Source organism: Burkholderia arboris (genome assembly GCF_902499125.1).
In the GTDB taxonomy this organism is placed as follows: domain Bacteria; phylum Pseudomonadota; class Gammaproteobacteria; order Burkholderiales; family Burkholderiaceae; genus Burkholderia; species Burkholderia arboris.
In genome coordinates this window covers 1-14,812 of sequence record NZ_CABVPX010000054.1, presented here as the reverse complement: position 1 = coordinate 14,812, position 14,812 = coordinate 1, and the positions used below count along the sequence as shown (strand labels likewise).

At 68.3% G+C, this 14,812-nt stretch carries 15 protein-coding genes; 6 read left to right on the top strand and 9 right to left on the bottom strand.

Annotated elements, in window-relative coordinates; translation table 11 throughout:
• Position 1 precedes the first annotated feature (1 nt).
• The 3 genes from BLA15945_RS36450 to BLA15945_RS36440 are packed head-to-tail and all read right to left on the bottom strand — an operon-like array spanning position 2 to position 3,998.
• Positions 2-205, bottom strand: coding sequence for a DUF1656 domain-containing protein (locus BLA15945_RS36450; protein WP_011351756.1), 204 nt, complete (start codon positions 203-205; stop codon positions 2-4).
• Positions 202-2,406 carry an FUSC family protein gene (locus tag BLA15945_RS36445; protein WP_174994644.1) on the bottom strand — a complete coding sequence of 735 codons (2,205 nt, stop codon included), beginning with the start codon at positions 2,404-2,406 and terminating at the stop codon, positions 202-204. The genes BLA15945_RS36450 and BLA15945_RS36445 overlap by 4 nt, the downstream gene beginning before the upstream one ends.
• Positions 2,407-2,420: 14 nt before the next feature.
• The gene (locus BLA15945_RS36440; protein WP_174994643.1) at positions 2,421-3,998 is read right to left on the bottom strand and encodes an efflux transporter outer membrane subunit; all 1,578 of its coding nucleotides are present in this window, start codon (positions 3,996-3,998) and stop codon (positions 2,421-2,423) included.
• Positions 3,999-4,155: 157 nt separating this feature from the next.
• On the opposite strand from BLA15945_RS36440, the gene BLA15945_RS36435 reads away from it, so the two are divergent.
• Positions 4,156-5,097: a LysR family transcriptional regulator gene (locus tag BLA15945_RS36435; protein ID WP_059234751.1), complete on the top strand. Its 942-nt coding sequence runs from the start codon at positions 4,156-4,158 to the stop codon at positions 5,095-5,097.
• Between the two features lie 117 nt (positions 5,098-5,214).
• On the top strand, positions 5,215-5,367 hold the full coding sequence (locus BLA15945_RS36430) for a hypothetical protein (protein WP_006476208.1): 153 nt from the start codon (positions 5,215-5,217) through the stop codon (positions 5,365-5,367).
• Positions 5,368-5,425: 58 nt separating this feature from the next.
• Here the strand turns inward: BLA15945_RS36430 and BLA15945_RS36425 are convergent, their stop codons facing one another.
• Genes BLA15945_RS36425 through wrbA form a run of 4 tightly spaced genes read right to left on the bottom strand, consistent with a single transcriptional unit; the run spans position 5,426 to position 8,731 of the window.
• Positions 5,426-6,256: a metallophosphoesterase gene (locus BLA15945_RS36425; RefSeq protein WP_174994642.1), complete on the bottom strand. Its 831-nt coding sequence runs from the start codon at positions 6,254-6,256 to the stop codon at positions 5,426-5,428.
• Between the two features lie 25 nt (positions 6,257-6,281).
• A complete protein-coding gene (locus BLA15945_RS36420; RefSeq protein WP_174994641.1) occupies positions 6,282-7,703 on the bottom strand; it encodes an FAD-binding oxidoreductase in 1,422 nt (473 codons plus the stop codon).
• A gap of 18 nt (positions 7,704-7,721) precedes the next feature.
• Complete coding sequence (locus BLA15945_RS36415; protein ID WP_174994640.1) at positions 7,722-8,114, bottom strand: DUF2069 domain-containing protein; 393 nt, start codon at positions 8,112-8,114, stop codon at positions 7,722-7,724.
• A complete protein-coding gene (gene wrbA, locus BLA15945_RS36410; RefSeq protein ID WP_174994639.1) occupies positions 8,111-8,731 on the bottom strand; it encodes an NAD(P)H:quinone oxidoreductase in 621 nt (206 codons plus the stop codon). Before wrbA ends, BLA15945_RS36415 begins: the two co-directional genes overlap by 4 nt.
• A 145-nt stretch (positions 8,732-8,876) precedes the next feature.
• Between wrbA and BLA15945_RS36405 the strand changes: the two genes are divergently transcribed.
• Positions 8,877-10,208, top strand: a complete 1,332-nt coding sequence (locus tag BLA15945_RS36405; RefSeq protein ID WP_059234741.1) for a YihY family inner membrane protein — start codon at positions 8,877-8,879, stop codon at positions 10,206-10,208.
• Positions 10,209-10,224: 16 nt separating this feature from the next.
• Here the strand turns inward: BLA15945_RS36405 and BLA15945_RS36400 are convergent, their stop codons facing one another.
• Entirely contained in the window at positions 10,225-10,542 is a 318-nt protein-coding gene (locus tag BLA15945_RS36400) for an Mpo1-like protein (protein ID WP_059234740.1), read from the bottom strand.
• A gap of 157 nt (positions 10,543-10,699) precedes the next feature.
• Here BLA15945_RS36400 and BLA15945_RS36395 point away from each other — a divergent pair, with 157 nt between their 5' ends.
• The 3 genes from BLA15945_RS36395 (at position 10,700) to aroC (ending at position 14,588) form a co-directional block, all read left to right on the top strand.
• The gene (locus BLA15945_RS36395) at positions 10,700-11,161 is read left to right on the top strand and encodes a CBS domain-containing protein (RefSeq protein ID WP_059234738.1); all 462 of its coding nucleotides are present in this window, start codon (positions 10,700-10,702) and stop codon (positions 11,159-11,161) included.
• A gap of 139 nt (positions 11,162-11,300) precedes the next feature.
• Positions 11,301-13,235, top strand: a complete 1,935-nt coding sequence (locus BLA15945_RS36390) for an MFS transporter (protein ID WP_174994638.1) — start codon at positions 11,301-11,303, stop codon at positions 13,233-13,235.
• A gap of 252 nt (positions 13,236-13,487) precedes the next feature.
• Entirely contained in the window at positions 13,488-14,588 is a 1,101-nt protein-coding gene (gene aroC, locus BLA15945_RS36385) for a chorismate synthase (protein WP_059234733.1), read from the top strand.
• 147 nt (positions 14,589-14,735) lie between these two features.
• On the opposite strand, the gene BLA15945_RS38070 is transcribed toward aroC, so the two are convergent.
• The coding region (locus BLA15945_RS38070; RefSeq protein ID WP_133168007.1) for a 4Fe-4S dicluster domain-containing protein at positions 14,736-14,812 on the bottom strand (77 nt) is incomplete at its 5' end.

Sequence of the window (14,812 nt, the reverse complement as noted above, 5' to 3'; positions counted from 1 at the left end):
ATCAACGGTAGACGGCGAGACTCAGTCCGCCGCAAATACAGACGAGAAGGCAGGCCCGGAACAGCGACGGGTGCCAGACGAGACGGTAGAGGCCCGTGTAGGCGAGCAGGCGGTCGACGGCCCAGGTCGCGAGCGCGCCCAGGACGAACATCAGGACCACCGTGGGCATGTAGGCATCGAGAATGGCGATTTCACGCGGCATCATGACGAGGCTCCTGGTTGGGGCAGCACGGGGCGGTTGCGGTTGAGCGGCTCGAGCGGCGATTCCGGATCGAGCAGCGCGGTACGCACGAAATGCAGGTGGCTCAGGATGCGCTGCAGCCGGTGGCGCTCTTCGCGCGACGGCTCGAACGCGTCGAGCGTCTGCCGGGTCGCATCGATCGCCGCATTGGTCGCGGCGAGCGTCGCATCGAAACGCGCGGCGCTCGGCTTCGAGAACAGCGCAGACAGCGCGCTGCGCATCGACTCGATCGCGCGACGCCACGGCATCGCCGGCGCATAGCGCGGGTCGGGCGGCAGCGTCGCCAGCTCGTGGCGCAGGTCGATCGTCGCGTTGCCGGTTTCGAGCACCGCGAACATCCAGCGCAGCGCGTCGCGCTGCACGTCGGGCTGGTCGGCCGACAGCGTGTGCGCCTGGTACATCAGGTCGCGCGCGCCGCTTTCGAAGCGTGTGCGCAAGCCCGCGAGCCGCGCGTGGCCGGCCGCGACGGCCTGGTGGCGCAGGTCGGCGAACAGGCGCTTCTTGAGCCACGGCGCGGTCGGCGGGAACAGCACCGCGAACGCGATCGCCGACACCAGCATCGACAGCACGAGCGCGAGCGAATCGTTCATGAAGCTGGTCGGATCGTAGTGCGTGATGTTGTCCGGGCCGGCGAGGAAGCTGAAGAAGATCAGGTAGCCCATCCCGTAGCCGGCGAGCTTCGGCTTCAGCGTCATGTAGATGCCGATCGCGAGCAACGGTGCGAGCGCGACGCACAGCAGCGGGAAACCGTCGATGTGCGGATAGATGCCGAACGTCAGCAGGAAGCCCGTACAGACGGCGAGCGCGGTGCCCATGCCCATCTGCGCGGACATCGCGGTCGGACGCGGCGTCGACGACGCGAGCGCGCAGGTGGCCGCCGCCGTCAGCGTGAGCGTCACGCCGCTCGGCCACGCGGTCTCGATCCAGAACCACCCGAGCACGAGGATCACGGTCGCGGTGCGAATCGCCGCGATCACCATCGCCGTCATGTTGGTGCGCGGCTCGTAACGCTCGATCCAGCGTTCGCGCTCGTGCGTCGCGGTCGACAGCGACGCGTAGGTGGCCGCGTACTCGTGCAGGTCGGTGATGAAGCGGTACAGCAGTTCGGCGGCCGTGTCGAAATCGAGCAACGGAAAGTCCGGCTGCGTTTCGAGCGCCGCGCGGGTCGCACGGATGCGGCGCGGCAGCGCATCGCGCCACGTGAGCAGTTGCTCGGCCGCGTGGCCCGCATCGGTCGACGAGCGCACCGGTTCGCCGGCGGGCGTCAGCAGCAGCGGGGCGATTTCGCGGAAGTACGGCTCGATCGCGTCGATCGCGGCCTGCGCGCCGGCCGCATGCAGCCGGTTCATCAGCTGGTGCAGCGCATGGAAGCGACTCGATGCGCTCATGAATTCGCTGTTCAGCCGCGCGAGGCGGCCGCTGCGCATCCGCGTGTCCGGATCCTCGAACACGGCCATGCTGCGCGCGGCCTCGAACCCGACCACGTCCGCGACGAAGCGCGTGTGGATGGTTTCGATATGCGCGCGGTCGAGCGAGCCCGACAGCGCTGATGCGACGTAGTCGACGAAGCTGCCGAAGCGCTTGCGTACCGTCGTGCGCATCTGCTCGCCGGTGGTCTGCGGAAACACGAGTGCGCTGACCACGCCGGCCGACACGATCCCGACCATGATTTCGGCCACGCGCGTCATTGCGCTCATGAACGCGCCGTCCGGGTGCTGCGACGCGGGCAGCCCGATCAGCGCGGTCGTATAGCCGGCCAGCAGGAAGCCGTAGCTGCGGAAGTTGCGGTTGCGCGCGGCGCCGGCCGTGCACAGCGCGACCCACAGCGCGACCGCCAGCAGGAACAGTTGCGGCTGCTGCGGGAACAGTCCGACGAACGTGAGCGTCGCGATCAGCCCGAAGATCGTGCCGGCGACGCGGTAGAAGCTCTTCGCGAGCACCGCGCCGCTTTGCGGCTGCATCACGATGAATACCGTCGTCATCGCCGTTTTCGGCGCGGGCAGGTCGAGCCGCATCGATACGCCGGTCGCGATGAACGCGGCGAGCAGCGCCTTGAACAGGTAGAGCCACGCGGCGCCGTCGGTGCGGGCCCAGTCGCCGAATGCGGCATACCAGGCCGCGACCGGACCGCCGGCGGGCGTGGAAGCGGGGGAGGAGGCTGACATGGCGGCGCTCCGCGTTACCGTGCGGCCGTTGCGCCGGACGCACCGGCGGTCGCGACCTGCGCGGGCCGGGCGGCGGCTGCCACGGGCTTCGTGCCCGACGCGGCAGCCGGCGCGGCGGCGCCGGCCGTCTCGTCCTTCGGTACGTCCGTGCCCGTCTCGACTCCGCCGCCGAGCGCGGCCATCAGCTGTGCATGCGCGGCGAGGCGTTCCGCATCGATGCGGGCGGCCGTCTCCTGCGCGCGCAGCAGTTGCTGTTGCGCGACCAGCACGTTCACGTAATCGGTCAGCCCGCGGCGGAAGCCTTCGCGCGACAGCTGGTAGCTGCGGTCGTTGGCGGCCACCGAGCGCGCGGCGTCCTTCTTCTGCGTATCGAGCGAGCGGATCCGCACGACCTGGTCGGCGATGTCCTTGAGCGCGCCGACGATCGTCTGGTTGTAGCGCTCGACCGCCTGGTCGTAGCCCGCGTTCGCCGCGCCGAGCTGCGCACGCAGCCGGCCGCCTTCGAAAATCGGCAGCGACAGCGCGGGGCCGGCCGTCCAGCCGCCGTTCATCGCGCGCAGGAAGTCGGTGAACGGCGCGGTCACGCCGAAGCCGCCGACCGTCGCGAGCAGGTCGATGTTCGGGTAGAACGACGCCTTCGCGACATCGATGCCGCGCGCCTGCGCGTCGACCGTCCAGCGCGCCGCGACGACGTCGGGGCGGCGGCCGAGCAGATCGGCCGGCATTGCCGACGGCAGCCCGGCCGGCGCATCGAGCGACAGTTGCGGCCGCTTGATCGCGTCGCCGGCGCCCGGGCCCTTGCCGGCCAGTGCGGCGAGCTGGTGGCGCGCGAGCTGGACCGCTTCCTCATAGCTGTCGATCTGGCGCTCGTAGTCGGGCAGCGTCGATTCCGCCTGGCTCACTTCGAGCTGCGTGCCGAGGCCGGCCTGCAGCCGCTTGCGCGCGAGATCGGCGAGCGAACGCTGGCGTTCGAACGTTTCATGCGCGAGGTCGAGCAGCGCGTAGTTCATCGACATGCCGACATACGCGCGCACGACGTTGACTTCGAGCTCGAGCTTCGCCGCTCGTGCATCGGCCGCGGTCGCATGCGCGGTGTCGAGCGCGCGTTCGGTCGCGTTCTTGTCCTTGCCCCACAGGTCGAGGTGATACGACAGGCCGAGCGTGCCGGTGTTGTTCCACGTGTCGGCGTTCGCGAGCGGGCCCGGGCCGTAGAACACGTTGTCGGGCCAGTGCTCGCGCGTCAGCGACAGGTTGCCGTTGATCTGCGGCAGTTCGGCCGAGCGGGCGACGCGCGCCATCGCCTGCGCTTCGCGCACGCGCGCCTCGGCCGCCGCGAGGGTCGGGTTGCCGGCCTGGGCGGCGGCGATCCACGTGTCGAGCTGCGGATCGCGATAGGCTCGCCACCAGTCCGCCGCGGGCCAGCCCGCGTCGCGGTCGGCCGCGCGGATCGCGGCGCCGGCGTCGAGCGCGTTCGCCTCGATGCGGGCCGATTGCGGCTTGTTGTTGGCGCCCATGCTCGCGCAGCCGGCCATTATTAATGAGACTGCAAGAACCGCCAGTGCGAGCGTCCCTTTTGTCGCCGGAGACTGCACGATTTTCTCCCTTTCGGATATAGATGAGTCGGATGCGATTATATTTTTCAGTGATTCCTGAATAAATGGACAACGGTGCAAGTCATTTTTACGAATCCTGAGATAATATTTGTTGGCCCCTGTGCAACAATCCCTCCGGATTCAAACGGGTAATGGGATGGATACGTTACAAAACATGCGGGTGTTCGTCCGCGTGGTCGACGCGGGAAGCTTTACCGCGGCCGCCCAGCAGATGAATTCGACCACCGCCTACGCGTCGCGCGCAGTCTCGGATCTCGAGGCGCACCTGCGCACGCGTCTCCTGAACCGCACGACGCGCCGGATCGCGTTGACCGAAGCCGGCGAGCGCTACCTGCAGCGCTGCGAGCAGATCCTGGCGTACGTCGACCAGGCCGAAGCCGAGGCGGGCGACGCGCATGCGCGCCCGTCGGGCAAGCTGAAGGTCCATTGCTTCACGAGCCTCGGCCAGCACTACCTGGTGCCGGCGATCGCGCGCTACCGCGAGCGCTACCCGGACGTGCACGTCGAGCTGACGCTCGCGCAGCGGATGCCCGACCTGCTCGACGAGGGGTACGACGTCGCGATCGTCGTCGGCCGCGACCTGCCCGATTCGGGGCTCGTGTCGCAGCGGCTCGGCGAGAGCTACAGCGTCGTCTGTGCGTCGCCGGGCTACGTCGAGGCGCACGGCGTGCCGCAGCGGCCGGCCGATCTCGCGCAGCACGTGTGCCTCGGGATGGTCGCGCCGGGTTTTCACTTCGACGAATGGGCGCTGGCGGGGCCGAACGGCGACGAGGTCGTGCCGATCACGGCGCCGCCGTTCCGCGTGAACGTCGCCGAGGCGCTCGCGGTGGCCGTGCGGGAGGGGATGGGGGTCGGCGGGCTGCCGCTCTATTCGGCGATCGGCTGGCTGCGCAGCGGGCACATCGTGCGCGTGATGCCGGAGTACCGGTCGCACGTGATGAACATCTACGCGCTGTATCCGTCGCGCCAGTACCTCGACGCGAAAATTCGCACCTGGGTCGATTTCCTGCGCGACGAGTTGCCGGCCACGCTCGAAGCGGACGAAGCCGCGCTCGAGCAGTACACGCGTGCGACATGACAGCGCGGTTGGCGGCTATCTGACGAGATTTGTCCTTCACGCAACATTTTTTTACGAACGTGTGTCAGACAGTTTGATACTGTGGGAATTAACGAGATACACCACACCGGAGTAGCAATGGATACGCACCTGATGATCGGCCTTGGCGTTCTGCTGGGCGCGGCTGCCGCCGCCGCGGCGACCCGCGACCTGCTGCGTGCGATGAAGGCGAAGGCGCAGATGAAGCCGGTTCCGGTGCGCGTGCGCGAGCCGCGCCGCCCGGGCCGCTGATCCTGCCGTCACACTTCAGGTCGGGAAGGCCGCGCAACGCGGCCGCCCGGGCCGGCGCTCAGCCGAGCTCGACGACCTTGTCCCACGCGAACGCGGCATTTTCCCGTTCGCCGGTGCGCCGGTGGATGTAGCCGCGCGGGTTGCACACCACGCGCGTGCCGCCGTCCGCAACATAGTCGAATGACGTATGCGTGTGGCCGTGGAGCCACAGATCCACCGGCGGCCGCACCAGTTCCGCCATGTCCGTCACAAACCCCGCCGAAGCGAGATCTTCCGCATAGCGTTCTGCCAGCGAACGCCGGTGCGGCGCATGATGGGTGACGACGATCGTCTTGCCCGCGAACGGCGTCGCGAGTTGCGCTTCCAGCCATGCGCGGCCTTGCCGGTGCAGCGCGATCGCGTCGGCCGGCGAGAAATCCCGTTCCTGCGTGCCCGGCGCCGCATGCAGCGCCGCGTCGTGCGGCCAGGTCACCTGGATCAATCCCTTGAAATCGAGCATCACGCGCAGCGCGGCCTCGATTGCGCCCGCCACGCTGGCGTCGTCGTTGCCGAACAGCGAAAAATCGGCCCAGAGCGTCGTGCCGAGCACGCGGAAGCGCTGCCCGGGATCGACGTAGACGCCATTGTTCAGGTAATGCACGTTGTCGAGCGCATGCGCCGCGTCGCGCATTGCCGTCTCGAGCGCCCCGAATTCCCCGTCGTAATACTCGTGGTTGCCCGGCACGTAGACCACCGGCACGGCCGGGTCGAACGTTTCGGCGGCCCAGCGCAGGCCTTCCGCGTGATTGTGGATGTCGCCGGCCAGCACGACGAGATCCGCGTCGGCATGCGCGATCACGTCGGGCTGGTTGCTTTCGAGGTGCAGGTCGGACAGGACGCGGACTTTCACGGGCGGGGCTCCGGAGTGGATGGCTTCAGCGCAGGACCTTGCCGGGATTCATCAGGCCGCGCGGATCGAGCGCGGTCTTCAGCGTGTGCATCAGCGTCGTTTCGACCGGCGACTTGTAGCGCTGCGCGTCGTCGATCTTCAACTGGCCGATACCGTGTTCCGCGCTGATCGTGCCGTGATGGCGGTGCACGTTGTCGTAGACGATCCGGTTGATCGGCACCTGGAACGCGGTGAGGAATGCCTTTGCATCGCTGCCTTCGGGCATCTGCACGTTGTAGTGGAGGTTGCCGTCGCCGAGGTGGCCGAACGTGACCATCCGCGCGCCCGGCGCGGCCTGCTGGATCGCCGCGTCGGTCTCGTCGATGAAGCGCGCGACCGACGAGATCGGCACCGCGATGTCGTGCTTGATGTTGAGCCCTTCGTCGGCCTGCGCGAGCGGGATGTGCTCGCGCAGGCCCCAGAACGCGCGCGACTGCGCGAGGTTCTCCGCGACCACCGCGTCGACCACGAGCCCGGCCTCGAACGCTTCTTCCATCAGTTTCTCGAACAGCGCGCGCGCATGCGCTTCGCTTTCGTTGTCGGACAGCTCGAGCAGCACCGTCTGCGCATGCGTCTGCGCGAACGGGTAGCGCAGCTGCGGGTAGTGCTTGCCGACCAGCTGCATGCAGAAATCCGACATCAGCTCGAAGCCGGTCAGGAGCGGACCGGCCGCGCGCTGCGCGAGCGACAGGAAGTCGAGCGCCGCGTGCGGCGATTCGAGCGCGGCGAGCGCCGTGACCTGTGCGGCCGGCAGCGGATGCAGCTTCATCACGGCTGCGGTGATGATCCCGAGCGTGCCTTCCGCCCCGATGAACAGGTCGCGCAGGTCGTAGCCGGTGTTGTCCTTGCGCAGTCCGCGCAGGCCGTCCCAGATTTCGCCCTGCGGCGTCACGACCTCGAGCCCGAGGCACAGCTCGCGCGCGTTGCCGTAGCGCAGCACCGCGGTGCCGCCCGCATTGGTCGACAGGTTGCCGCCGATCGTGCAGCTGCCTTCCGCCGCGAGGCTCAGCGCGAACAGCCGGCCGCCTTCGCGGGCGCGCGCCTGCACGTCGGCGAGGATCACGCCGGCTTCGACGGTGATCGTGTTGTTGTGCGGATCGAGCGCGCGCACGCGGTTCAGGCGCGCGACGCTCAGCACGGCCTGGCTGCCGCTCGCATCGGGCGTGGCGCCCCCGGCGAGGCCCGTGTTGCCGCCTTGCGGCACGAGCGCGATGCCGTGCGCGTTGGCCAGCTTCACGAGCGCGGCGACTTCGGCGGTGTTCGCGGGCTTCAGCACGGCGCACGCGGCGCCCTTGTAGCGGCGGCGCCAGTCGGTCAGGAACGGTTCGGTATCGTGCGGGGCGGTCAGCACGTAGTCGGCGCCGATCGCGTCGCGGCACGCGGAAACGAAAGCTTCGGAGGACATCATCACCTTGTCGCGTAAGGGTCAGGACGCGGCGCGCGACTGCTTGGCCGCGCGCTTGAACGGCGCGACGTATGCCAGCGCCGCCACGAAGAAGCCGACGGCAAGCGCGGTCTCGCACCAGCCGAGCGTCGCGGACAGCCCGCGATCGGACATGCCGCGCACGATGCCTTCGGCAAAATAGACGAGGATCAGCATGCTCGCCCACTGCATCGTATAGATGTTACGCCGCCAGACGCCGGGCAGTGCGAGCGCGAGCGGCACGGCCTTGAGCATCAGCGCGGAGCCGCCCGGGCGCAGCGGCGCGAGCCACAGCTCCCAGGCGAGCGACAGCGCGATCAACGCGACGAGGCACGCGGCGGCGGCCAGCGCGTAGCGCGGCCGGGCTGCGATGGCGGGGCGGGCGGGGGCGTTCATGCGGCCTCGGCGCCTTGGGCGGCTGACAGGGCGGCCGCCGCGCGCGCAAGCCGCACGCCGAGCGCGGCCGCGAGCGCCTTCTCGTCCGCGGACAGCCCGCCGGACGCCGTACGATCGTGGTGCGCGACATGCGACGCGCCGTACGGCGTGCCGCCGGTGCGCGTGGTGCTGAGTGCCGATTCGGTGTACGGGATCCCGACGATCATCATCCCGTGATGGAGCAGCGGGAGCATCATCGACAGCAACGTCGATTCCTGGCCGCCGTGCAGGCTGCCCGTCGACGTGAACACGCTCGCGGGCTTGCCGGTCAGCGCACCCGCCAGCCATTGCGGTGTCGTGCCGTCGAGGAAATACTTGAGCGATGCGGCCATGTTGCCGAAGCGGGTCGGCGAGCCGAGCGCGAGGCCCGCGCATTCCTCGAGGTCGCGCAGTTCCGCGTAAGGCGGGCCGTCGGCGGGGATGTCGGGGGCAGTGGCTTCGCAGACGGTCGATACGGGTGGCACGGTGCGGATGCGCGCCTGCATGCCCGGCACGCTGTCGATGCCGTTCGCGATGGCGAGCGCGAGATCGCGCGTGGCGCCGTGGCGGCTGTAATAGAGGACGAGGATGTCTTTCATGGGCGACGGAGCCGCGTGCGGCCGCGCGCGTGCCCGGTGCAGTCGGCCCCTGCTGGAATCGAGCGGCTATTATAGGGGCTGAAGCCGTCGCGCAGCGCGGCGGCGGCGCGCCGTGAGGCGCGCGGCATCGAGAAGGAGAAGCCGTTTGCCGAAGTTGAGCGTCGATCTCGACACCATCAAGCGCCTCGCGCAGTTCGCGGCCCGGCGCAGCGCCGAGGATCGCATCCCGCAAGTGGCGGGCAGCCTGACCTTCACGACGATGCTGGCACTCGTGCCGCTCGTGACGGTCGCGTTCGCGCTGTTCACCGCGTTCCCGATGTTCGCGTCGTTCCAGATCTCGCTGCAGGGGTTCCTCGCGGACCACCTGATGCCCGCGCAGTTCAACATCCAGATCTTCAAGTACCTGAACCAGTTCGCGTCGAAGGCCAAGGGGCTGACGACGGCCGGCCTGATCGTGCTCGTCGTCACGTCGGTGATGACGATGATGACGATCGAATCGGCGTTCAACCTGATCTGGCGCGTGCGCAAGCCGCGGCCGTTCGCGCAGCGCGTGCTCGCCTACTGGGCGTTGATCACGCTCGGCCCGCTGCTGTTCGGCGTGAGCCTGTCGATCTCGTCGTACCTGTTCACGCAGTCGCTCGCGTTCACCGGCGCGGGGCCGTCCACGTCGATCGTCGAGTGGCTGCTCGCGCTCGCGTCGCTGCCGCTGACGGTGCTCGCGTTCACGCTGCTGTACGTGTACTTGCCGAACTGCGCGGTCGCGTGGCGCGACGCGGTGATCGGCGGGCTGTTCGCGGCCGTCGCGTTCGAGCTCGCGAAGCGCGGCTTCGGCTACTACGTGCGGCGCATTCCGACTTACACGGCCGTCTACGGCGCGTTCGCGGCGCTGCCCGTGTTCCTGCTGTGGGTGTACCTGAGCTGGTTCATCGCGCTCCTCGGCGCGATGGTGGCGTCGGCGCTGCCGGCGATCCGCGTCGGGCAGTTTCACCGCATCCACTATCCGGGCAGCGACCTGCTCGACGCGCTGGAGCTGCTCGCGCGGCTGGCCGAAGCGCGCGCGGCCGGCAAGCGCGGCTATACGGCGATGCGGCTCGCGACGATGCTGCGCTGCGACATGGAAACCGCGCAGCGGTTGCTGACGACGATGGAGGAGCGGGAATGGATTGCGCGGCTCGACGGCGGCGGCGAGACCACGCCGCGCTACATCCTGCTCGCGAATCCGGAGCAGCTGACGCTCGCGCAACTGTTCGACGTGCTGGTGATCGACCGCACGGAGCTGACCTATCAGCTGCAGCGGCGCCGCAGCCACGTGGAAGGCGCGGCGCTGCTCGCGGTGCTGTCGAGCGACCGGTTCGACGTGTCGCTCGCGTCGCTGATCGCCGCGCACCGGCTCGCGGGCGCACAGCCGGCCGGGATCGCCGGGCAGGCGCCGGACGCCGTGCCCGACCCGCACGCGCGGCCGCCGCGGCCCGCGTGAAGGCGGATTTCGGCGGCTACAGCGGAATCTTGCCGGTGCAGATGTCCTTGAACATCACCCAGTCGCCCATCAGGCTGTAGATCGGGTGCCGGAACGTGGCCGGGCGGTTCTTCTCGAAGAAGAAGTGTCCGACCCACGCGAACCCGTAGCCGCAGACGATCGCCGCCGGCAGCCACAGCCAGTAGCCGGTCGCGATCGCCATCGCGACGCAGCCGATCACGCCGAGCGAGCCGATGAAATGCAGCCGCCGCGACGTCAGGTTCTGGTGTTCGTTCAGGTAATACGGGTAGAAATCAGCGAAGCTGGCGAATTGCTCGGAATGCGTATGCGCCATGGCCGTCTCCTCGGGCCGCCGTCGATAGGGCCATTGTGCGGCGGCCGGCCCGTGTCCGCAAGCGGGGGCGGGCCGCCGCGCGGGGCCGCGCTTTCCTTTTGACAGGCTTTCCGATAGGATCGAAAGAGATTTTGCATTCAAGCATGAGGGGACTACGATGCGCGTCAGCGATATTCTGAAAGTGAAGGGCAACACGCTGTTTACGGTGACGCCCGATAAGCCGCTGCGCGAAGCGGTCGATACGATGGCCGAACACGATATCGGTTCGCTCGTCGTGATGGAGTACGGCGATCTCGTCGGGATGCTGACGTTTCGCGAGATCATCCTGCGCCTGCACGTGAACGGCGGCGCGATCGGCGACGTCCAGGTGCGCAAGGTGATGGACGAGCCGCTCACGTGTACGCCGGAAACCGACGTCAACGAAGTGCGCCGGATGATGCTCGAGCGTCACGCACGCTACATGCCGGTGCTCGACAAGAAGGTGCTGATGGGCGTCATTTCGTTCTACGACGTCGCGAAGACGGTCGTCGAGGCGCAGAGCTTCGAGAACCGCATGCTGAAGGCGTACATCCGCGACTGGCCGGAGTCGGAATCGGAAGCCGAAGCGCACAAGCCGTGAACCACGCCGCGCCCGGCACCTGGATGCATGGGCGCCGCCATCCGGCACACGGCGGCGCAGGCTTGTCCTGCGCCGCCTTTTTTTCAACGACAACACAAGGCCCGCGCAGCTTCGCCAAGACGATGCGCGCGTATTCCGCATGAGCGATCAAACGCAAGCTTCTTCGGAGCGGCGCGACGAACGTCGTGCCCACGCGTCGCAGTTCGACCTGCTGCGCGAGCGCCGTTTCGCGCCGTTCTTCACGACCCAGTTCCTCGGTGCGCTGAACGACAACGTCTTCAAGATCGGCTTCACGTCGCTCGTCACCTATCACACCGCGCGGTTCTCCGGCGTCGACGCGAAGACGGCCGCGTTCCTGATCTCCGCGATCTTCATTCTGCCGTTCGTGCTGTTCTCGGCGACGTCCGGCCAGATCGCCGACAAATACGACAAGGCGACCCTCACGCGCTTCGTGAAGACCTTCGAGATCGTGCTGATGCTGGTCGGCGCGGCCGGCTTCGTCACGCACAGCGCGACGCTGCTGTATCTGTGCACGTTCATGATGGGGATGCACTCGACGCTGTTCGGGCCCGTCAAGTATTCGTACCTGCCGCAACATCTCGGCGAGCATGAGCTGGTCGGCGGCAACGGCCTCGTCGAAATGGGCACGTTCATCGCGATCCTGATCGGCACGATCATCGGCGGCGCGGCCGCGGGCATCGAAGGCGCCGGCGAGCGCGTGCTCGCGGTGAGCGTCGTCGTGATCGCGCTGGCGGGGCGGCTCGTCGCGCAGCGCGTGCCGTCGACGCCGGCGCCGCAGCCCGATCTCGTGATCAACTGGAATCCGGTCAGCGAGACCTGGCGCAATCTCGGGCTCGCGCGCCAGAACCGCACCGTGTTCCTGAGCCTGCTCGGCATCTCGTGGCTGTGGTTCGTCGGCGCGACGTTCCTCACGTCGTTCTTCAATTTCGCGAAGGACGTGCTGTCCGCGAGCCCCGACGTCGTCACGATCCTGCTCGCGACGTTCTCGGTCGGTATCGGCCTCGGCTCGCTGCTGTGCGAGCGGCTGTCGCAGCGGCGCGTCGAGATCGGCCTCGTGCCGCTCGGCTCGATCGGCATCAGCGTGTTCGCGATCGAGCTGTATTTCGCGAGCCACGCGCTGCCGTCGCCCGGCCACCTGCTGTCGGTCGGCGAATTCCTGGCCGGCGCGCGCCACTGGCGCATCCTGGCCGACCTGTTCCTGCTCGCGATGTTCGGCGGCTTCTACAGCGTGCCGCTGTACGCGCTGATCCAGAGCCGCAGTGCGCCGACGCACCGCGCGCGGATCATCGCCGCGAACAACATCCTGAACGCGCTGTTCATGATCCTGTCGGCCGTGATGGCGATGGGGCTGACCAAGGCCGGCGTCGACATCCCGGGGCTGTTCCTCGTCACCGCGCTGCTGAACGTGATCGTCGCGACGTATATCTACCTGCTCGTGCCCGAGTTCCTGCTGCGCTTCGTCGCGTGGGTGCTCGTGCACACCTTCTACCGGATCCGTCTCGTCCACGGGGAGCGGATTCCCGCGGAAGGGGCGGCCGTGCTCGTGTGCAACCACGTCAGCTACGTCGACGCACTCGTGCTGGCTGCCGCGAGCCCGCGCCCGATCCGTTTCGTGATGGATCACCGGATCTTCAAGACGCGCTTCGCGAGCTGGGTGTTCCGGCACGCGAAGGCGATCCCGATCGCGCCGCGCCACGAGGATCCCGCGATGCTCGCGCGCGCCTACGACCTGTGCGAAGCCGCGCTGAAGGAAGGCGAACTCGTGTGCATCTTCCCCGAGGGCAAGCTGACGAAGACGGGCGACATCAACACGTTCCACCACGGCATCACCGAGATCCTCGGCCGCACGCCGGCGCCGGTGATCCCGATGGCGCTGCGCGGGCTGTGGGGCAGCTATTTCTCGCGGCATTCCGATGCGCGGATGCCGCGCCCCATCAAGCGCGGCGTGATGAGCCGGCTGACGCTGGCGGTCGGCGAGCCGGTCCCGGCGTCGGTCGCGACGCCCGAGTCGCTGCAGGCGGCGGTGACCGAGCTGCGCGGCGCGCGGAAGTAGGCGGAAGTAGGCGGGCGCCGGCCGGTTCCGTGCCGGCATCCGCTGGCCGCCGGGCCGGAACGGCCGTCGGGCGGCACTGGCCGGGCTGCCCGTGTACGTGTCGTGCGCCCGGCCGGCATGTCATGCGGCCCGCGGGCCCGGGACGGCTGGCATAATAGCGGCTTACCTCTTTTTCTCGACCGGCAAACGATCGACCTGCCCGCGGCCCGGGTAGCGCATCGGTTTGCCCATTTCACTTTGGGCGGTTCCATCATGTCCGGCAATACCCTCGGCACGCTTTTCACTGTCACGACCTTCGGCGAGTCGCACGGTCCCGCGATCGGCTGCGTGATCGACGGCTGCCCGCCGGGGATGGGGCTGACCGAAGCCGACATCCAGGTCGAGCTCGATCGCCGCAAGCCCGGCACGTCGCGGCACGTGACGCAGCGGCAGGAGGCCGACGAGGTCGAGATCCTGTCGGGCGTGTTCGAAGGCGTGACGACCGGCACGCCGATCGCGCTGCTGATCCGCAACACCGACCAGCGCAGCAAGGACTACGGCAACATCGTCGAGACGTTCCGTCCCGGTCACGCCGATTACACGTACTGGCAGAAATACGGCATCCGCGACTATCGCGGCGGCGGCCGTTCGTCCGCACGCCTGACCGCGCCGATCGTCGGTGCGGGTGCCGTTGCGAAGAAGTGGCTGCGCGAGCGCTTCGGCGTCGAGGTGCGCGGTTACATGAGCGGCCTCGGCGAGATCGACGTGCCGTTCGTCGACTGGTCGCACGTGCACGAGAACCCGTTCTTCTCGCCGAATGAGGCGGTCGTACCGGAACTCGAGGCGTACATGGATGCGCTGCGCAAGGATGGCGATTCGATCGGCGCGCGCATCGACGTCGTCGCGTCGGGCGTGCCGGTCGGCTGGGGCGAGCCGGTGTTCGACCGTCTCGATGCCGATATCGCGAAGGCGATGATGAGCATCAACGCGGTGAAGGGCGTCGAGATCGGCGCGGGCTTCGACAGTGTCGCGCAACGCGGCTCGGTGCACGGCGACGAACTGACGCCGGGTGGTTTCGTCGGCAATCACGCGGGCGGCGTGCTCGGCGGGATTTCGACGGGGCAGGACATCACCGTGTCGATCGCGATCAAGCCGACGTCGAGCATCCGTACGCCGCGCCGTTCGATCACGAAGGCTGGCGACGAAGCGACGGTGGAAACGTTCGGCCGTCACGATCCGTGCGTCGGTATTCGTGCGACGCCGATCGCCGAGTCGATGCTCGCGCTGGTGCTGATCGACCATGCGCTGCGCCATCGCGCGCAGTGCGGCGACGTCGAGACGCCGACGCCGAAGATTGCCGGCAGCGCGACCTGACGCAAACGGGCGGGGCGCGTCGCCTGGCGGACGTGCGGGGAATGCAAAACGGGGCGCTGCTTCAGGCAGCGCCCCGTTTCGTTTTCAGCGACCCCAAAAAACGCGCCGCTCGTGGCGGCGCGTTCCGGCGGATCGGCGGTGGTCCGATTACATGTTCGGGTAATTCGGCCCGCCGCCGCCTTCCGGCGTGACCCACACGATGTTCTGCGTCGGGTCCTTGATGT